At 41.6% G+C, this 19,249-nt stretch carries 21 protein-coding genes; 8 read left to right on the top strand and 13 right to left on the bottom strand.

Going from position 1 to position 19,249, the window contains the following annotated elements:
* Positions 1–2: 2 nt before the first annotated feature.
* The 4 genes from UH38_RS18300 to UH38_RS18285 all read right to left on the bottom strand — a co-directional run bounded on the left by UH38_RS18300 (position 3) and on the right by UH38_RS18285 (position 3,080).
* The gene (locus UH38_RS18300; protein WP_045056124.1) at positions 3–434 is read right to left on the bottom strand and encodes an archease; all 432 of its coding nucleotides are present in this window, start codon (positions 432–434) and stop codon (positions 3–5) included.
* Positions 435–438: 4 nt separating this feature from the next.
* On the bottom strand, positions 439–1,326 hold the full coding sequence (locus UH38_RS18295; protein ID WP_045056123.1) for a CobW family GTP-binding protein: 888 nt from the start codon (positions 1,324–1,326) through the stop codon (positions 439–441).
* A gap of 9 nt (positions 1,327–1,335) precedes the next feature.
* Positions 1,336–2,787, bottom strand: a complete 1,452-nt coding sequence (locus tag UH38_RS18290) for an RtcB family protein (RefSeq protein ID WP_045056122.1) — start codon at positions 2,785–2,787, stop codon at positions 1,336–1,338.
* 83 nt (positions 2,788–2,870) lie between these two features.
* Positions 2,871–3,080 carry an RNA-binding S4 domain-containing protein gene (locus tag UH38_RS18285; RefSeq protein ID WP_045056121.1) on the bottom strand — a complete coding sequence of 70 codons (210 nt, stop codon included), beginning with the start codon at positions 3,078–3,080 and terminating at the stop codon, positions 2,871–2,873.
* Positions 3,081–3,221: 141 nt separating this feature from the next.
* Here UH38_RS18285 and UH38_RS27380 point away from each other — a divergent pair, with 141 nt between their 5' ends.
* On the top strand, positions 3,222–3,395 hold the full coding sequence (locus UH38_RS27380) for a DUF6888 family protein (protein WP_200892507.1): 174 nt from the start codon (positions 3,222–3,224) through the stop codon (positions 3,393–3,395).
* Positions 3,392–3,607 (top strand): DUF6887 family protein, encoded by a 216-nt coding sequence (locus tag UH38_RS18280; RefSeq protein ID WP_235355340.1) that lies wholly within the window; start codon positions 3,392–3,394, stop codon positions 3,605–3,607. The genes UH38_RS27380 and UH38_RS18280 overlap by 4 nt, the downstream gene beginning before the upstream one ends.
* Before the next feature lie 222 nt (positions 3,608–3,829).
* On the opposite strand, the gene UH38_RS26875 is transcribed toward UH38_RS18280, so the two are convergent.
* From UH38_RS26875 to UH38_RS18265, 4 genes are all read right to left on the bottom strand, one after another.
* A complete protein-coding gene (locus tag UH38_RS26875; RefSeq protein WP_160295991.1) occupies positions 3,830–3,988 on the bottom strand; it encodes a hypothetical protein in 159 nt (52 codons plus the stop codon).
* Positions 3,985–4,407, bottom strand: coding sequence for a hypothetical protein (locus tag UH38_RS18275; protein ID WP_144405714.1), 423 nt, complete (start codon positions 4,405–4,407; stop codon positions 3,985–3,987). Before UH38_RS18275 ends, UH38_RS26875 begins: the two co-directional genes overlap by 4 nt.
* A 50-nt stretch (positions 4,408–4,457) precedes the next feature.
* Entirely contained in the window at positions 4,458–4,646 is a 189-nt protein-coding gene (locus UH38_RS18270) for a hypothetical protein (protein WP_045056118.1), read from the bottom strand.
* A gap of 303 nt (positions 4,647–4,949) precedes the next feature.
* The gene (locus UH38_RS18265; RefSeq protein ID WP_045056117.1) at positions 4,950–5,816 is read right to left on the bottom strand and encodes an oxidoreductase; all 867 of its coding nucleotides are present in this window, start codon (positions 5,814–5,816) and stop codon (positions 4,950–4,952) included.
* A 118-nt stretch (positions 5,817–5,934) separates the two neighbouring features.
* Between UH38_RS18265 and UH38_RS18260 the strand changes: the two genes are divergently transcribed.
* From UH38_RS18260 to UH38_RS18245, 4 genes are all read left to right on the top strand, one after another.
* On the top strand, positions 5,935–6,840 hold the full coding sequence (locus UH38_RS18260; protein ID WP_045056116.1) for a LysR family transcriptional regulator: 906 nt from the start codon (positions 5,935–5,937) through the stop codon (positions 6,838–6,840).
* A complete protein-coding gene (locus UH38_RS18255) occupies positions 6,837–7,031 on the top strand; it encodes a hypothetical protein (protein ID WP_045056115.1) in 195 nt (64 codons plus the stop codon). Before UH38_RS18260 ends, UH38_RS18255 begins: the two co-directional genes overlap by 4 nt.
* A gap of 27 nt (positions 7,032–7,058) precedes the next feature.
* Entirely contained in the window at positions 7,059–10,256 is a 3,198-nt protein-coding gene (locus UH38_RS18250; protein ID WP_045056114.1) for a glycoside hydrolase family 15 protein, read from the top strand.
* Between the two features lie 247 nt (positions 10,257–10,503).
* The gene (locus UH38_RS18245) at positions 10,504–11,856 is read left to right on the top strand and encodes a serine/threonine-protein kinase (protein WP_045056113.1); all 1,353 of its coding nucleotides are present in this window, start codon (positions 10,504–10,506) and stop codon (positions 11,854–11,856) included.
* Between the two features lie 8 nt (positions 11,857–11,864).
* Here UH38_RS18245 and UH38_RS18240 read toward each other — a convergent pair whose 3' ends face one another.
* The 5 genes from UH38_RS18240 to ftsH2 all read right to left on the bottom strand — a co-directional run bounded on the left by UH38_RS18240 (position 11,865) and on the right by ftsH2 (position 17,116).
* Positions 11,865–12,758 (bottom strand): c-type heme family protein, encoded by an 894-nt coding sequence (locus UH38_RS18240; protein WP_200892508.1) that lies wholly within the window; start codon positions 12,756–12,758, stop codon positions 11,865–11,867.
* 276 nt (positions 12,759–13,034) lie between these two features.
* Positions 13,035–13,886 carry a phosphate/phosphite/phosphonate ABC transporter substrate-binding protein gene (locus UH38_RS18235; protein ID WP_045056112.1) on the bottom strand — a complete coding sequence of 284 codons (852 nt, stop codon included), beginning with the start codon at positions 13,884–13,886 and terminating at the stop codon, positions 13,035–13,037.
* A gap of 260 nt (positions 13,887–14,146) precedes the next feature.
* Positions 14,147–14,398, bottom strand: a complete 252-nt coding sequence (locus UH38_RS18230; protein WP_052672442.1) for a DUF4351 domain-containing protein — start codon at positions 14,396–14,398, stop codon at positions 14,147–14,149.
* 167 nt (positions 14,399–14,565) lie between these two features.
* Complete coding sequence (locus tag UH38_RS18225; protein WP_045056111.1) at positions 14,566–15,111, bottom strand: hypothetical protein; 546 nt, start codon at positions 15,109–15,111, stop codon at positions 14,566–14,568.
* Positions 15,112–15,229: 118 nt separating this feature from the next.
* Positions 15,230–17,116 (bottom strand): ATP-dependent zinc metalloprotease FtsH2, encoded by a 1,887-nt coding sequence (gene ftsH2 / locus UH38_RS18220; RefSeq protein WP_045056110.1) that lies wholly within the window; start codon positions 17,114–17,116, stop codon positions 15,230–15,232.
* Positions 17,117–17,364: 248 nt separating this feature from the next.
* Between ftsH2 and UH38_RS18215 the strand changes: the two genes are divergently transcribed.
* Both UH38_RS18215 and hppD read left to right on the top strand, forming a co-directional pair.
* Positions 17,365–18,066 (top strand): SDR family oxidoreductase, encoded by a 702-nt coding sequence (locus tag UH38_RS18215; RefSeq protein ID WP_045056109.1) that lies wholly within the window; start codon positions 17,365–17,367, stop codon positions 18,064–18,066.
* Positions 18,067–18,161: 95 nt separating this feature from the next.
* On the top strand, positions 18,162–19,181 hold the full coding sequence (gene hppD, locus UH38_RS18210; RefSeq protein ID WP_045056108.1) for a 4-hydroxyphenylpyruvate dioxygenase: 1,020 nt from the start codon (positions 18,162–18,164) through the stop codon (positions 19,179–19,181).
* Positions 19,182–19,249 lie beyond the last annotated feature (68 nt).

The raw sequence follows: 19,249 nt of genomic DNA, 5'->3' as shown, positions 1-19,249 counted from the left end.
CTCTAAATATCTAAAATTACCCTTGCCGTCCAACCATCCTCTATTTTTTCTAACTCAAAACGGTGAAGCGTGACTGCTTTTACATCTACTCTTTGCTGATGTCGTTCTGGATTGATAGTTTCTCCATAAGTCATCGCTGTTAGGTAATAATTACCGTCTTTGTTGTCGATTTGCACTTGCTGCGCTCTAAGTAACAATTGTTCGCTGTCTTTGTAGTAGATAAATTCTTCTAAAAAGTTGAACAACAGCATATCTAGCGCCTCATTTTCTAAATTGAAAGTGCGACTAGTTTGGGGAGCAATTTCTGCTATATTTTCAATCATCGTATTAATAACAGCATCACCCGCAGCTTGAAATAATTCAGCTAAATCCTTACCCCAAGCGTGAAAGGCAATATCGGCGATCGCTATATCTTCCAAATACTCGTAAGGCATAATACTATTGTTCGCAGGATTTGAGACGATTGACGATCTCAGTTTGGCGATCGCCGATTTTCTTACCAATAAATACTAGCTCTGTTTGTTCGCTAGTAAATTCTTCTAAATCCCACCGCCCTGCAACAAAGTTAAATAAGTAAGTATTTTCAGGAAAACGCACAAATCCTTTGGCGCGGGTGACATCTTCGCCTAAATTATCGGCAAATTCTGCAAAACAGTCACGAGTTAAAGTTGCCGATGTCGTGTAAGCAAATGATGTATATTGCGGTTGGTGGACGTGGTGAGGCGGTTTAATTGTTGCTTCTGTGCGCCCAATGCCAAATAATAAATCTGGGTCAATTTGGCAACGTTGGGTGGAGATGATTTGGGCAACTTCGTTGATTTGTCCTAACTTAGTTGCGATCGCGTACAACTGTTGCTCAGTTACTAAATCGACTTTATTAAGCAAAATTATATCGACAGCGGCGATTTGGATGCGCTCGGTATGTCCGATTAGCGGATATCTCACCATTGCATCGGCATCAACGACTGCAATCACTCCATCTAGCCGTACAATCGGGATGCTTTCTTGAATATCAAATACTAAAGCATCAGGTTCGGCTAATCCTGTTGTTTCTACAACAATAATATCTGGTGCGACTGTCTCGATAATTTCGTTGACTGCTGCTTCAAATTCACCTAATAGCGAACAGCAAACGCAACCGCCGCCGAGATCTGCCATTTGCACGTTTTTTCCAGCAACAATCTTGCTATCAATGGAAATTTCGCCAAATTCGTTCATCAAAATGGCAATTTTGCGATTAACTGTAGCTAATATATACCGTAGCAACGTAGTCTTGCCGCTGCCCAAGGCTCCTGTAATTAATGTAAGTGGCGTGCGTACTTGCATTTTTTCCAGTTATCCTTTGATATTGCCAATCGGAGTTAGCCGCACTACTCGTTTACACAGCCCTGCTAACTCGGTAGCTGCAATTACATCGTCTATATTTTTATATGCTGCGCCTGCTTCTTCGGCTAAACCAGACCAAGATGTACTGCGAACGTAGATACCTTTTGCTGCCATATCTTTTTGCAGTTGTTCGCCGCGCCAAGTTTTTCTAGCTTTTGTGCGGCTCATCGTGCGTCCGCTACCGTGTGCTGTACTAAAAAACGTTTCTGCACCCGTTTCTACACCAGCTAGCAAATAAGAGCCTGTTTCCATGCTGCCACCGATAATTACAGGTTGTCCTACTGCTTGGTACTGCTTGGGTACATCTGTCATATGCGGACCAAAGGCGCGAGTTGAGCCTTTGCGGTGGACTAAAAGACTTCGCTCTTTTCCATCTACTTTATGCTGTTCTAGCTTGGCTGTATTGTGGGCAACGTCATAAACCATATTCATGCCCAAATCTCGCGCCGAACGCCCAAAAACACGCGCAAATACTTCTCTAATGCGGTGCAAAATAACTTGGCGGTTGGCAAATGACATATTAATACCGCACTTCATGGCGGCAAAGTAAGCTTGACCTTCAGGTGAATTAAAAGGAGCGCAAGCTAGTTCGCGATCTAGGATTTTGATGCCATACTTGCTATCCATGACTTTGAGAAATGTTTGCAGGTAGTCTGTTGCTACTTGATGCCCAAATCCGCGACTACCACAGTGAAACATAATTACAACTTGATCTGGCATCGTAATGCCAAAAGTTTCGGCGATTTCTGGGTCAAAAATATGTTCTTTTTTGGCAACTTGCACTTCTAGGTAATGGTTGCCCGATCCTAGAGTACCAATTTGGTTAGCGCCTCGGTCGATCGCGCGATCGCTAATTTTGCTAGCATCTGCGCCTGCAAAGCAGCCATTTTCTTCTATTAGTTCTAAATCTTCTTCCCAACCGTAATCGTTACGGACACACCACTGAGCGCCTTGTTCGACTACGCGCCGAAACTCGTTACGAGAAATATCAACAAAGCCTTTACTCCCCACACCTGCGGGAATTTGTTTGTAGAGATTGTCTACAAGTTGCTTGATATGCGGCTTGACTTCTTTGTAGGTAAGGTTTGTCACTACTAAACGCATACCGCAATTAATATCAAAACCGATACCACCAGGAGAAATTACACCACCATTTTCTATATCCATCGCGGCTACGCCACCAATAGGAAAGCCGTAGCCAAAGTGTCCGTCGGGCATACATAGAGCGTATTTGGTAATTCCTGGCAAAGTTGCCACGTTGGTTACTTGGTCAAATACACCTGCATCCATTTCTCGGATTAGTTGCTGCGAGCCATAAATCCGCGCAGGTACTCGCATTCCTTCTTTGTATGAAACGGGAATTTCCCAGATAGTGTCACTAATTCGCTCTAAAAAATCCATCAAGCGCGATCGCCCCTACTACTGCTCTATTACTAAGGGTGTTATCTGCGCTCAATTGTGCATCCACAGAAAGGATGAAGTATTTAGTAACTATCTAACTTAACAATAAAATCTTCTTTACCTACAGTAACGCGATCGCCTGTAACTAATTTGCGTCCTCGACGGGTTTCAACTACGCCATTAACTAGAACCTCGCCATCTTGAATTAGCAGCTTGGCTTGTCCGCCTGTTGGTGCTACTCCTACCCATTTGAGAAATTGGTCGAGTTTGATTGTGTTTTCTACTTGGGTCATAGGGGAATGCGATCGCGGTTACTTAATTCATGATAGTAAATCGTTTCCATCCTCAATTTTCTGTTATAACTAGCTAGATTCAAATCCTTTGTTAGCCCAAAGACTAGGAAATAGTGTGATGATAGTAAAGGCGCTGATAGAATGCCTACCGTAGCACAAGCTCTTGAGTGCGTGTTTGTCTGCCAAATGCTCTCAAATTTATATCGAGATATAGTTGTGTTTCGCTATGAGGCAAGTACAAAGGAGATATATATCTTAACGGCAGGTGATATTCAAATAGTAATTTCTCCTGCTGGGCAATGGAGGTTCATTTGAACGTTAACTTTAAAGAAATGACTAACAGCGAATTGCGTGCCTATATTAAGGAGCATCGCAGTGATGATGAGGCAATTCGCGAACTATTCGTTAACAGGCGCTCTCCTGATGAGACAGCTACTTGGTACTCTTTTCCCCATAATGCAGAAGGACTAAAACAGGGAGAAGAAATTATAAGTGCCAAGATTAAAGAAAATAAACTAGAAGAGTAGCTCGTGCGATCGCTTGTTTCAATCCTCAATTTCCTGCTATCGCCCCTAACTAATTTTCGTCCTTAGAGGTTTTCAACTGCACCGTTAACTATACATCCCCATCTTAGATTATCAACTATTTTCTGATTGGGTCATGTGGCGAATGCGAGCGCGTTTACTTTTAAAATATTGACAATTATCTTTAGCTTAATTTCTTAGGCAGCATTTTCTTTCGCGCCACCTTCAATTTCTAATACTAAGTCCCTGTAACCTTTGAGGTAGATCGTCAAAGTCTTTGGGTTTAATTACTAAGTCTAAAAACTTATTAGTTTCCTCTTTGCCCAATCTCTCTTTTACCGTGTCCCAAATCATACCTAATCTTCTGTCTAACTTAGTATTCATTGTTCTACTCCTGCTATTGATTCGTCTTGAGCCCGTAGTGCAGTGCGATTAAGAATAACCATGTATTTAGGTTGATTTTTAGTTGCTCCTAAATCAATCACATCGTAACCTTTAAAAGCAGCATAGTGACTTGGCTCTTTTAGCTCAAGAAGTGCTTTGAGAAAATCTTTATCTTGCTCCTCAAGCAACTTATGATATGAGATAATTTTCGCGATCTTCTTCAAATCTTGCTTGGTAACAATATGTGGTAGTCCATCGAACCCTTGAGCGCGAACTAATTGCTTTAAGAACCAGTCACCTTGTGATTTATTGCCAATATATTGGCTAGCTTTAGATGAGACATTCTCAACAAGCGCAGCAATCTCATCGCGGCTCATTTGGTCTAAGTTAATCTTGGCTCTAGCTATGGAATGTTGCAATTGGCGATCGCGTTCACTTTCAATCCATAATATTGATAATTATCTGTTTCTTAGGCAGCTTCTTTCGCTCCACCTTCAATCTCTAAGACTAAATTTCTATAACTTTGAGGTAAATCGTCAAAATTTCTAGCTTTGACTGCTGCCTTTCTAAAATTTTCTATTTCGTCTAAGTCAAACTTTAATCGTTGTTCTACTTGCATCCAAATTTTGCCTAGCCTTCGATCGAGTTGAATATTCATTAATCGACTCCTTCTATAGATTCACTTTGAACTCGTACCATAGAACGATTAAGAATAACGTTCCGATTGAGCGGCAGCAGATCGACCACAGCAATAGACGAAAAGACTATCAACTGTCTGCTCCTACTGTGTTGTTATGCCGTTTTTACAATTAACTCTCCGTTACATCAATCGACTTCGGCTTTGTGCGGAACCGTTGAGTTGTTCCTAAAACTGAACTTTCTCCTGACTTAGATTCTGAACTTTGGTGGACATATGCACTGTCTCATGGCTTGCTCAGACTTTAGCTCCCTAACGATCGCCTCAGTTGTTACTATCTGTATAATCTGTACTTACAGTAACCTGCTGCCAAGCATCCAAATCAGTTTTGACCCATTCCAGTTTTTTCTGAATCAGGCTCATGGCATCGGAGCCTAATGCTAGTCGCATTGGTGGATGAGGACTTTCCACAGCTTGAATAATGGCTTGCGCCGCTTTTGCTGGATCGCCAGGTTGCTGACCATCCATCTCTTTGAACCACTGCAATGACGCACAACTCACTGGTGCATAGGCATCAATAGATTGCTCGGCGGCTGCCAGAGAGCGTCCGTTAAAATCTGTGCGAAATGCCCCAGGTTCAATTAAAGTCACTTTAATTCCAAAAGATTCAACCTCCTTAGCCAAGGCTTCAGACGTGCCTTCTAGAGCAAATTTAGAGCCACAGTAGAGGCTGCTTCCCCCAAATCCTACTAATCCTGCTGTGGATGACATATTCACAATGTGACCGTTGCCTTGCTGACGCATCACAGGCAAGACTGTGCACATCAGACGCAGTGCCCCAAAAAAGTTAGTTTCAAAAAATTGGTGAATTTCAACATCACTGACTTCTTCGAGTGCGGCAATGAGTCCATGACCCGCATTGTTGACCAGCACATCAATTCGACCAAATGTGGCGATCGCTGTATCAACTGCTGCTTGTATGTCTTGAGATGATGTTACATCCAGACGAACAGGCTTTGCGGTTTCTGGATATGTTTCAATCAAAGCCTGAAGTTGCTCTGGTTCACGAGCAGTAGCCAGCAGGTAGTCGCCCTGCTTCAACACAGCTTCTGCTAGCGCACGTCCGAACCCTGATGAACATCCTGTAATCAGCCAAACTTTAGCAGCAACACAATTTTTGTTTGAGTTCATTTGTTTTCTCCAATATGAAAACGATGAGATGCGTCTTATATTTCTTACGGTAGGAGACAGCTTTGCAACTGTCCAATATATATATGACTTAGATTAATAGGTTATACATATAAGTACGATGGAATTACGACACTTGCACTACTTCATCGCGGTGGCTGAGGAACTACACTTTAGTCGAGCAGCCCAGCGGTTGCACATTTCCCAACCGCCGCTCAGTCAGCAGATTCATGATTTGGAAGAGGAACTCAAAGTCAAGCTGTTTGAGAGAACGAAGCGGCAAGTGCATTTAACTGAAGCAGGCAAAGTTTTTTTGGAGCGCTCCTATGGAGTGTTAGCGCAACTTAAACAGGCGATCGAAGCGACCCAACAGATCGGGCGGGGTGAGGTTGGACGGTTGGCGATCGGCTTTGTTGACTCTGCAATGTATACATTACTACCAGAGATTTTAAGGGTCTTTCGAGAACAGTTTCCAGTGGTAGAACTGCGATTGCATGAACTAACGACGCAAGAGCAGATTCAAGCGCTGCATCACAAACAGATTGATATCGGCATTGTTCGTTCTGCCATCAGCGAACCAGGTTTGAGTATGGAGTGCCTTTTACCAGAATCATTGGTCTTAGCGTTGCCAGAAACCCATCGGTTGTCTACCCAGACTCAATTGTCGCTCTCCACATTGGCAGATGAATCATTTATCCTATTTCCTGCCAAAATGGGACCCGTCTTTTACGAGCAGATTATTCACAGTTGTCAAAAAGCTGGATTCCGTCCGAAAGTGGCTCAAGAGGCAGTTCAGATGCAAACAATCGTCGGCTTAGTTGCAGCAGGAATGGGCATTGCGATCGTTCCCGCCTCCTTGCAAAACTTCCACAGAAGCGGAGTCATTTACAGACCCTTACAAGAACAAATTCCTAAAACCGGACTTTATCTAGCTTGGCGGCAGCATGATTCCTCTCCAGTCATCAGCGCATTTCTGGGTTTGGTACGGAAGACGGCACAACGGGAGTCAAATCGTGACGATAAGTGACTCCTGAAACAATCTCAGTCAAACATCGCGGTAAAATAGTAGGATTCTATATTCCAGTTAAAGAATTAGATGAGAAAGAAGTTCAATCAGCGTTGATGTGTCTTTCTCAAACAGTTGCTGATGCGTTGATACAAGCTGGCTGGGATGAAGAAAAACTCGCTCAAGCCTTAGATTTGTCGCACTCTGCATGATATGCGCTTAGTCATCGATTGAATAATATGGATAAAGCCGCCCACTTCCCTAGTCGCTTAGATTACTACTACCACCAAGTTAAAAGCATTATTCTTGCCCGTCAAAATCCCATTACGGGATTGCTACCTGCAAGTACGGCGATTACTGCTCACGGCGATTATACCGATGCTTGGGTACGAGACAATGTTTACAGCATTTTGGCGGTGTGGGGATTGGCGCTGGCTTACCGCAAAATTGATGAAGATAAAGGACGCACCTATGAATTAGAACACAGCGTAGTTAAGTTGATGCGCGGGTTGTTGTTTGCGATGATGCGCCAAGCAAATAAAGTCGAGCAATTCAAACACAGTCAGTCACAACAAGATGCTCTCCACGCTAAATACAATACTCAAACTGGCGATATTGTAGTCGGCGATGGCGATTGGGGACACTTGCAACTTGATGCTACTTCTATTTGGCTCTTAATGCTTGCCCAAATGACGGCTTCGGGATTGCAAATTGTCTACACGATTGATGAAGTAAATTTTATTCAAAACTTAGTCTATTACATTGGTAGAGCTTATCGCACGCCTGATTATGGCATTTGGGAGCGGGGAAATAAGATTAATCATGGTAGTTCCGAACTCAATGCAAGTTCAGTCGGAATGTCTAAAGCAGCCCTAGAAGCGATCGCTGGACTCGATTTATTTGGCGTACGCGGTTCTCAAGCCTCGGTTATTCACGTTTTACCTGATGAAATTGCCCGCGCTCGAATTACGCTAGAAAACTTATTGCCTAGAGAATCTGGCTCTAAAGAAATTGATGCAGCCCTACTAAGTGTAATTGGTTTTCCCGCGTTTGCTGTAGAAAATGTTCAGTTAGTAGAACGTACCAGAAGCGACATTATTAATAAACTTCAAGGGCGTTACGGTTGCAAGCGCTTTTTAAGAGATGGACATCAAACTGTTTTAGAAGATTCGCATCGCCTGCATTACGAACCTTGGGAACTCAAACAGTTCGAGCATATTGAGTCAGAATGGCCTTTGTTTTTTACTTATCTATTATTAGATGGTATTTTTCGCGGTAATACAGAGCAAGTCAATGAATACAAACAGCGTTTGCAGCTTTTGCTAATCGAGCAAGATGGTTTGCAGCTATTACCAGAACTGTATTATGTCCCTGCTGAAAATGTTGAAGTAGAAAAAGCAGCGCCTCATTCTCAAACACGTTTACCTAATGAAAATATTCCTTTAGTTTGGGCGCAAGGATTGTATTTACTAGGGCAAATGCTCAGTGAAGGGTTACTATCTGTAGGAGATATTGACCCATTGGGGAGGCATTTATCTGTAGGACGCGATCGCCAACCGTTAGTCCAAATTGCCCTGTTAGCTGAGGATGAAGACTTACAGGCACAACTCGAAGTTTATGGCATCCAAACGCAAACACCCAAACAAGTAGAACCGATCCAAGTACGACAATCAAGCGATCTCTCAACAATTTTTACGCAAATTGGACGCAATGATAAATTAGGCTTAACTGGTCGCCCTGTAAGGCGATTAAGAAGTTTGATTGCGGCAAGAATCTTCCGCATCCGAGGCGAAACGATTGTTTTTTTACCATCTTTTCTAGACTTGCAGCAGTTTTATTTAACACTTGACTATCATTTTTTAGTTGCTCAATTCAAAAGCGAATTAGCTTATATTCAAGAGCATTGGCGAGAATTAGGTCGTCCTACCCTAACTTTTGAACTAACTCACACGATGTTGGATACGGGTAGAGATGCTTTGCTAGCACTGATGCAAGAACTCAAGGACGGGCTTTGCAATAATGTCAAGGTAAAGTTAGGGCGGTTAAATCAATTAATGCTCATTGCTACAACTGAGCGGATAGATTTTTTGCATGATTTTGAATTTGCTCAGTCGCCATTGCAAGATGCTACACCCAGACATTACTATTTAGCTGGCAAAGCCGATAAAACTCAACCTTTGGGCAATACTCAAGAATTTCAGATAGAGCGGGAAACTAACCCCAAAGTATTGTTAGATTCTTTGCGCTCCTCTGACAATCTCTACGAGCAAATTGAGTTGTTACAAAGATTGCAACGGTTGCAGGGGATGGAGTTTGTAACTGGTTTTGGCGGTGCGGGGTGCAAGGTAGCGATCGCAGATTTATTAGCTGAAGTTTATGCCAAAGCTGGTAATTTAGAGGTGTGGGCGGTGGTACGCAGAGCCGCTGGGTTGCGGCAAATGGTGGATGTGAGTTTGTCCGATTTGGTAACGCGGATATTGGTACGCGGGAAGCAAATTGCTGTGGGCAAGTCTTACAGCGTTGCTTCAGTTATCGCGCGTCCGATTTCCAATCAGGAAATTGTCGAGAAAATTGACCAATTTTGCGGGGAAGATATACGCGATCGCGTTTTAACTCAAGAAATCCTGATTTATTGTGGTTTACTCATCCAAGCAGAACCACATTTATTTACTGGTTTACTAACTTTACGGGTAGGCTATCTAATTTTATTAATTACTAGCGCTCTTGCCCGTGAGTTAGGCGTAACGCAAGATGAAGCTTACGAACGTTTGATGCAACTTTCGCCATTTGAAGTCAAAATGCGGCTGCGTCAAGTTTTGGTAGGCTATGAGGGAATGAACCAGTTGTTGCGCCAACAAGAATCTTTGCACGTTACGCAACCAGAAAGCGATATTGATTGGGTAGTTTTGCCAGTACAAGATAATCAGTTTTCGCCTGCGGGTGGTTGGCAGCAACAAAGGCAATGGGATGGTTCGATGAACCGCGTTCCTAAAGACTTTTTTCAGGGCGTGTGGCGCTTGTTGAAGCACTGTAAGGGTATAGTTATCGGCGATAAGTTAGAACGCCGCAATCGCTTAGATAGCGAGTCTATTTTGGCGGAAATGACACCAGGAGAGAAGAATTTTGCTTTGCAGGTGGAGCATTTACTAAACAAGATTGAAGCGCCTGAGTATAGGCAGGTAAATGTAGAGACTTTGATGGAGTTAGCTGCGATCGCGCTTGGCAATCCTAATTTACAAATTGCTGAGTATATTGTACTAGATGTACTAATCGGTCATGCAGTGCGTTTAGCTTGGTTGGAGAGAAATGCCGATAAAAGCGATCGCTATGATGAATACAAAGCTTCTGCATGGAAGTCGTTTTACAATACTTCCCCTAGAGATTGTGCTAGTTACATAGTTAAATCTGTACGTTTCTTAACTTTTGGCGCAGCTTAACTAGCTTTTTCGCCGACATCAATCGCCCTCTAATTGGTTTTACAGCTTGGTAATTCGAGGCGAAGATTGTCTTGTTTGCACGTTGGCTGTGTATCAACTCAAGTATAGTTTGCTATTGGATTTGGGCGATCGCTTCACATAACTATTGCATTAATCCTGTTAGTTACTAGAGTTAGTTATATTATTTAGTAAGTATTAGACTAGCCAATTTCTAGCTTATATTCTAGAAAATATTATATCTTTCAATATGTTAAGTAAAGAATTAAAAGGACGTTACAAAATTATTAGAGAACTAGGCGCTGGTGGATTTGGCAAAACATACATTGCTGAAGATACTCATCGTCCTGGACTACCCCTTTGTGTAGTAAAACAGCTGATGCCTATTTCTAAAGATTTAGAATTTTTGCAAATGGCTAGGCGTTTATTCAAAATGGAGGCAGAAATTTTAGAAAAATTAGGTCATCACGAGCAGATTCCTCAGTTATTAGCTTACTTTGAAGAACATGAAGAGTTTTATTTAGTAGAGGAATTTATTGAAGGAGATTGCTTTAAAGATACACTTTTTATAGACAACTGCTTGCCAGAAGTTGAAGTTATACATCTACTCAAAGATATTTTAAAAGTTCTTATTTTTATTCACGAGCAATGTGTTATCCATCGAGATATTAAACCTAGCAACATTATCAAAAGGAAGAAAGATGGTAGATTTGTTCTCATTGATTTTGGTGCTGTCAAACAAATTCAACCTCATGTATTGAGAGAACAAGGAAATGTTGCACTGACAACACTTACTATTGCCATTGGTACTACTGAGTATGCTCCTCTAGAGCAACTTGCAGGTCAACCAAGGTTAAATAGTGATATTTATTCTCTAGGAATAGTAGCTATTCAAGCATTAACAGGATTACTGCCTAGTAAACTCAAACGAGATCCTCATAATGGAGTATTACTTTGGTTGCATTTAATCCAAGTTAGAAAAGAACTAGCAGATATTATAAGTCGAATGACGCATCCTACATTTGAACAGCGTTATCAGTCAGCAATAGCAGTCCTCAAAGACTTAGAAAGTTTGCCAGATGATACACCTCTAGATACACTTAATACAGTCACTTTTTTACCTCAAACAGAAGTTACTGGAGTAACTTCGCCTTCACAAAACTATGCTCAGATTGAGGAAATTTTAAGAGAATTTGTAGGAGCAATAAGTCCTATATTATTGCAAAAATATGTAAAGCAAGTAGCTAGTGCTGAGGAATTAATAGAAAAATTATTACCTTATATTTCTCAAAAACAACGCTCTGAATTCCAGCGCATGGCAGTAGCTTCCTTGCAAAAACCTCCTGTCTCCAAACCAGTTATTAAACCTAGCGCTAGTGGAAGTAAATTAGTTGATTCAAAATCTCAAACTATTGATGAGAATTTTCTGCGTCGATGCGAACAAGAGTTGACTGATTTAATTGGTCCAATCGGTATTTTACTTGTCCAAAAAGCTGTAAAGTCTCATCCGCAATTTTCTCGTGTAGAAATTGTAGAATTTTTAGCTGCAGAAATTCCTAACTCTCACAAAGCTGCTAAATTCCGTCAGCGGTTACTTTCTTGACTTTATCTTTATTTGTCTATCATGCTCATTGCTATTTCTAAACTAGATTTCATGCGATTGAATGAAGCTGCTAAAATACCTATCTCATCATTAGACACTTGCTCAAAATCATCGCTTGTTTTGCCTGTACTCACTTCTTTTGCTAAGTGAGCCATCTTTCTAAGTGGCTGAATTACACTGCGATTTAGCAATAAATTAATTATCAAAATAACTAAAGCAAAGATGCCAATTAAAATTAATATTACTAATGATAAGGATTGCTTGACACTAGCAAAAACTTCTTCAGCGGGAACAGAAATTATTTGAGCCGCAACAATTTCATTGAGCTTCCAACCAAATCCATTTTCAGTTCCGTAGGTTGCTAGTTGACTTTTAGGAGCTAATTTGGGGTTACTATGGCAACGCAAGCAACTCTCTTTTGTTATAGCAAGAGGTCTAGCGATATATAATACTCTTCCATTTGGTAAGCTACGAAAATCGGAAATTTCTTTAATTGCTGATTGTTGACGAAAACGCTCGACAATTTTTGCTTCAAACGTATCAGCTTTATCTCGCAAGTTAGTTGGATTTAGGGTTGCTTCTTTGTAAAAAAAGTTTTTGTAACCTTCATTTTTACGGAAATTTTGAAAAACCTCTGTTGCTGAGTATGCTGGTACTGTTTCTGCTATAAACTCTGATTCAGTTTCTAATTTAGGTGCTAAAAGCGGGTTAATATGAGTGCTTGTATAGTTTCTCACTGCTGTCATTGTTTCTATCAAAGCTAAGGCTTTTGAAGTTACTTCATCTTGCGCTCTTTGCTGAAGCACTTGCGATAAAGCAAATCCACCAATCGATACACCGCAGATAAAAACTAGCAGGAGAATTAAGTTAAATTTTGTTTTTAATTTAATGTTTCTTAACATCATTTTTTCAATCATATATTTTGACGTTAAATCCAAAACAATTCTTGAAAAAAACTTGATTAACTAATTGTTTTTAGTATAAATAGAAATTTTTGATTTTATTGTTAAGTTTAATGTAAGTTTTTCATTATTTTGCAATACTTATACTATTTTTTGATATAGCAGCAGAGCAACTTTAAACTAATTTAAGCACAGAAATAAATGGGTTGTGCAGACATAGAATGTATATTTCTGCTTTAGAAGTGGATTAATTGCCTACTTTGTAGATTGTGCTACTCAAAACAGACGCGCAGGCTTTTCTTGAATGTGAGTAGCAATTGACTTAACCCGCTTCACTACAGTAGTCATATATTTATAATCAGGTAATGTGCCATTAGGGACATACCCTACTTCTTGAGCTAATACTGATGGTGTTTCGTTTATCACCTTGCGAATTTGTTCTTGCAGATTACGTTCTACAGTAGGTCCGATTAAGATAACACCAGGTGGAACGGGGTGAGGGTCAATGTAAAGCACGCGAAACTCTGTTTCAGTCATTTGGAGGCTGTGAAAGTTAAATTCTTCTCTAGATAAAGCACCAGCAGCAATTTTTCCTTGAGCAACCCATTCCATAACTGTTTTAGGTATGGGCGCGGTAACTATTTCTGCTAGTGTTAAACCGTAGAGGTTGAAAATGGGGAAATAATAACCTGTTGCTGAACCAAGCTGTCCGAGAGCAACTATTTTGCCATTTAGGTCTTTTAAGGTGCGTGCAGGACTGTCTTTACGTACAACTATAATAGAGCGTAAGTTACCCAGATTACTCAGAGGAGCAATGGGTATATACTGCTGTTCGGAAATTGCGATAGCTGCTAAACCTGGAGGAGCAAAAATTAGCGACCAAGCTTGGTTTCTGATGCGTTCAAGAGCTTTAGCTTCGTTAAATGTAGGTTCTAACTCAACTAGCGCTCCTGTTTTTTCACTTAAATAATTATTGAAGTTAGCATACTGGTCAATTATCTGCACTCCTGCACCGTAGCTGACCACGCCAACGGTTAGTTTATCGTTTTGAGTTGGCTTTGAGTTGCTGCTGCAAGCTGTTAATAAAAACAAGTGGACGAACAAACGGCGTGATATTTTTGGTGACATCAGTAATTTAGATACTAAGCTGGATTGATAACTTTATTTATTATCTGCAACAGATTAGCCCTACTTTGAGAATATAGTGCGATCGCTGGTTAGAAACCCATTGATGATATTTTTTACCAGAGGTTATTGTGGCAGTTAGAGTCCATAGTTGCACAACCTAGCAATACAAACTATATCGCGCCTATTTGTAACCATACTGATGCCTTTACGTGCGCCTTGAGGATAAGCCACAGTTTAAAACCTTGTTCGATTTTCCTCGATTAACCCAACCAGGATGTTAATTCTTCCACGCTATCAAAATACAACAGCGCCTCGCCTAACACATCCAACTGCTCCAAACTCAAAGCACTCACTCTGGCGATTAGTTCAGGGGATAAACTACCTACTTTACGGGTAAGCCGCTTGAGAACTAATTCTGTTTCTCCTACTATGCGCCCTTGGGTCAAACCACGTTCCAGTCCGATCTCTTCACCTTCACGTAAAATAGACTGATACATCGTAGACTCGCGCATCACCGGATTCCTCATCAGTTGGCGGATTGTTTGCTCATCTAGTTATAACCCAGCCAAGATACTCGTTATCACGCGAATATTGTTCGATGAGAAACTTGGAAATGTTGTCTATCACAGCTTAAGTCTTAACAGATGCAGCTTTATTAGCCTATTCTACCGATAGTAATCTACGAACACCCTTCTACATACTCAACTTCTGGCAATTTTCCGGCTCTAAAGTTAACAACGCGCTTACCATCTGTTTCAAATACTAATCGGTAATTGCTATCGCTTTTATCTTTGGGTACAAATGTCAAATAGTGTCCGCCCATATATCCTGTATATTCGTGAGGGCTAACTTTAATTTGTCTTGGATATAGCGCTTTAATCCGCGCTTCTGTATCGCCAATTTTTGCCCCGCTTAAGGTCGTAATGCTCTTATTGTCGTACACATCTACTCTAGCAATCCGCCCATTTGTAACCATAAAACCGATACCTTTAGGTGAGCTTTGAGGGCGAACGTAGTCGCAGTTAGTATCTAATGGAGCGCTACCAGATTTTACTAACTTAGTTCCAGATGCTTTTGCAGCTTCAGCGATAGTCATGCCAACTCGAATTGAACCAATGCCATTAATAGCAAGTTTTGACTGGTTAGTAATTTTTGTTGGCGCAATAGCTACAGCCGAAACTGCTAAAGAACTAAGCAAAGAAGTAAATAATATAAATTTTTTCATTGATAACTAATAAGTGATTTAATCTTTACTGACTGTTGATTACAAATAATTGTTGCTGTATTCCATAAAAAAGAAGGTGGTAGATTTCTACCACCTTCTTAAAGTCAATTAACTTAGATTACAGAGTTGGGACAAATTGCTGTTTTTCTGGTAAGTCTGTGTACTCAGCAACAATTTGACGGAACTCTTCGCCGTCGATGGTTTCTTTTTCAATCAACAAATCGACTAAGCGATCGCATACGGTGCGATTTTCTCTAATAATCTGCTTGGCTATTTCGTAGCACTCAGCAACAATGGTACGAACTTGAGCGTCAATTTGAGCAGCAATAGATTCAGAGTATTCCGAGCGCGACATCCAATCGCGTCCTAAAAATACTTCTCCACCTTGGCTTTCCAGTGACAAAGGTCCTAACTCAGACATACCAAATCTAGTCACCATTTGCCGCGCCATACCGCTAACTTGCTGCAAGTCACCACCTGCGCCTGTAGTAATTTCGGAATGTCCAAAAATTTCAGCTTCAGCGGCTCTACCACCCAATGCACCTGTAATTCTAGCTTTAAGCTGAGAACGAGAAATTAGTCCTTGTTCTTCATCAGGCGTAAACCAAGTTAAGCCTTGTGCTTGTCCGCGCGGAATTAAAGTTACTTTCTGTACGGGGTCGTGTTCTTTAACCAACGTACCAATTAAAGCGTGTCCGATTTCGTGGTAGGCAATCAAGCGCTTGCTCTTGCTGTCAACTAATGGCGTACCTTCCATTCCCGCTACTACCCGATCTACAGCATCGTCAATTTCTGCCAAGGTAATAGCATCTTTGCGCCGTCTAGCTGTCAAAATTGCAGCTTCGTTGAGCAAATTAGCTAAATCAGCGCCCGTAAAGCCTGGAGAACGACGAGCGATCGCTTCTAAAGATACAGAAGGAGCGAGTTTTTTATTGCGCGAGTGGACTTTTAAAATTTCCAATCTTCCTTTCAAGTCAGGAGCATCGACAATTACTTGTCTATCAAAGCGTCCTGGACGCAGCAAGGCTGAATCCAATACATCAGGGCGGTTGGTCGCAGCAATAATAATAATGCCTGTATTGCCTTCAAAACCGTCCATCTCTGTAAGTAACTGGTTAAGGGTTTGTTCCCTTTCATCGTTACCGCCGCCAATTCCTGCGCCTCTTTGTCTTCCTACTGCATCAATTTCATCGATGAAGATCAGACATGGAGCATTGTCCTTGGCTTTCTTAAATAAGTCGCGGACGCGAGATGCACCCACACCGACGAACATCTCGACAAATTCCGAGCCAGAGATACTGAAAAATGGTACTCCAGCTTCGCCAGCGATCGCTTTTGCTAGTAATGTCTTCCCTGTTCCTGGAGGACCAACTAATAATACTCCTTTAGGAATTTTTGCGCCCACTGCGGTAAAGCGTTCTGGCTGTTTCAAGAAAGTTACTACTTCTTGCAGTTCTTCTTTAGCTTCATCAATTCCCGCAACGTCATCAAATTTGATGCCTGTTTTGGCTTCCATTTGGAACCGCGCTTTTGATTTGCCAAAATTCATCGCTTGACCAGGACCGCCAGGAATGTTGCTAGAACGCCTAAATAGGAAAAATAGCCCACCAATTAATAAAACTGGGAAAACTAAATTGCCCAAAAGCCCCCAAATTGCGCCATCGTTCCGCATTGGGTGGGAGTCGAAGCTAATATTAGAGTCTCTTAATCTAGAAACAAGTTCGGGTGCGTTGTAAGGTAAATCTACGCGCAGGCGTTGCATGCGGTTGTCTAATTCGGGGTCTACCGCTTCAACAATTGCTGTTCTTCCGCCTTCGTACAAATCTACGCTTTTAACTCGACCTGTATCTAAATATTCCAAAAACCGCCCGTATGTCATGCGGGTACTGGCTGTATTTTTAGTCATTTCAGCCGGAGCGCTGGCGAATGCTCCTTGCCAAAAGAAGAAGCCAATTATCAGGGCTGGTAATGTCCACAATACAAGAACTTTCCAAGAAAATTTCATCTGTTAGTTGCCTCTAGGTGCAATTTCTGCCAATAAGCTTTTAAATGCTTTCTTCTTCAATTTCTAGACACGCAGCCACAAAAGCGGCGATCGATAATTATGTGGAATCTTAATTAAATTTAACTTAATTTTAAGTCCTCATGCTAGCTTGCCTGTCTATCGGCAGGAAGAACGCTGCTTTGAGCTTCTTTCTGCTTTTACGGCTTACCTACTATTATGGGAAGAGATGTGAAGAATTGTAAAGAGTCATGGAAAAAGTAGTAGTTATAGTTGGGGCGACAGGTGGGATTGGTTCAGCTTTGACACGCAAGCTAGCAAAGGCAGGAGCGAGTTTGGTATTAGCAGCTAGGGATAGCGATAAGTTATCTAACCTAGCTGCGGAACTAGGAGGAGAAGTATTAACAGTAGCTTGCGATATTACTCAGCCCGAACAGGTAGATGCATTATTTGAGAGTGCGATCGCCCAATTTGGTCAAATCGACGCTTTAGTAAACGCAGCAGGGGCGGGAATTCTGAAGCCCTACAGCAACTTAGATCCTGCCGATTTAGATGCGATGTTAGATGTCAATTTAAAAGGTAGTTTCTACACTTGCCAAGCTGCAGCGGAGTTGATGCAAGAGCGCAAATCTGGGCATATCTGTAATGTTGTGGGAATTTTGGGCAAGCACTCAATGTCAATGGCATCAGCTTACTGCGCCTCTAAGTTTGCAGTTGTGGGCTTCAGTAAATGTATGGCAGAAGAATTAAAGCGCTTTGGGGTAAAGTTTACGCTATTCTATTTTGGGGGAGTAAATTCACCTTTTTGGGATAACGTCAGTTTGAAAGTAGACCGCAAAAAGATGCTTAGTCCTGAAACTGCTGCTGAGGCGATATTTTATGCTTTAAGCGCCGAGGCTCAAGCTGTACCGATGGAAATTAATATCCAGCCAGAAAGTCATTTATTTTTATAGGTAGAGACAATTATTACTAGAGAGTGACCTATAAATCTATCTAAATCCGGCAAAATTTAGACAAAGTAAGCTTTTAAGCTGGATTTTGAATGGTTATGAAAATCGACCGCGTTCACTTTTACGTAGAAGACGCTCAAGTATCCCGCGATTGGTTTGTCAATCGGTTGGGGTTTCAATCTGTAGCTAGTAGCGTTGATTTGCCGCATACTCGCACAGAATTGGTCAAAAGTGGCGCTGTTTATTTTGCATTGTCTTCACCGTCAAGTTCTGCAAGCCCTGTAGCGAAGTTTCTCAGTCAGCACCCACCTGGTGTTGCTGACATTAGCTTTTGTGTTGATGATGTAGAAGCAATTACAGATAGAGCGATCGCGCGTGGGGCGAAAGTGCTGCATCAATCTACAGACATAGTAAAAATCGCGGCTTGGGGGGCTTTGACGCATACTTTGGTGGAGGATAGCAGTAGGGGTGCAATGCATTGCACCCCTACAGAGGGTGAAATTGGTTTTAGCGGGATAGATCATGTAGTTTTAAACGTGGCTCAAGGCGATCTGGAAATGGCTGTGGCTTGGTATGAAAATATGCTGGATTTTCAGGCTCAACAGACTTTTAAGATTCAGACAGATCGCTCGGCTTTGCATAGCCAGGTGATGGTTTCGCGTAATAAGCAAGTACAGTTACCAATTAATCAGCCTGCTTCTTCTAATTCCCAGATTCAAGAATTTTTGGATGTGAATAAGGGTGCGGGAATTCAGCATATTGCTCTAGAAACGCCAAGTATTGTGCAAGCGATCGCTCATTTCCGCGCCTTTGGTGTTGATTTTCTCCCCGTTCCTCCTTCCTACTACACTCAATTGCTGGAACGTCCAGGTTTACCTCTATCTGCTAGAGAAATTGCCGAAATTGCCGAGCAACAAATTTTAGTTGATTGGCAGGAAACTTTACCGCAGGCCTTGCTGCTACAAACTTTTACCCAGCCTATTTTTGGCGAACCAACTTTTTTCTTGGAAATTATTGAAAGGCGATCGCAAGCGCGGGGTTTTGGGGAGGGCAATTTTCGGGCTTTGTTTGAAGCGATCGAACGCGAACAATTAAAGCGTGGTAGTATGGTTGATTAACGAGCGCTAACTGTTTGATAAAAAATTCAAAACTATAGCACGCTAAAGATTAAGCTAATCTGTAACTA

The organism is Aliterella atlantica CENA595, from assembly GCF_000952155.1.
GTDB classification, from domain to species: Bacteria; Cyanobacteriota; Cyanobacteriia; order Cyanobacteriales; family Chroococcidiopsidaceae; genus Aliterella; species Aliterella atlantica.
This window is presented reverse-complemented; position numbering and strand designations above follow the sequence as displayed.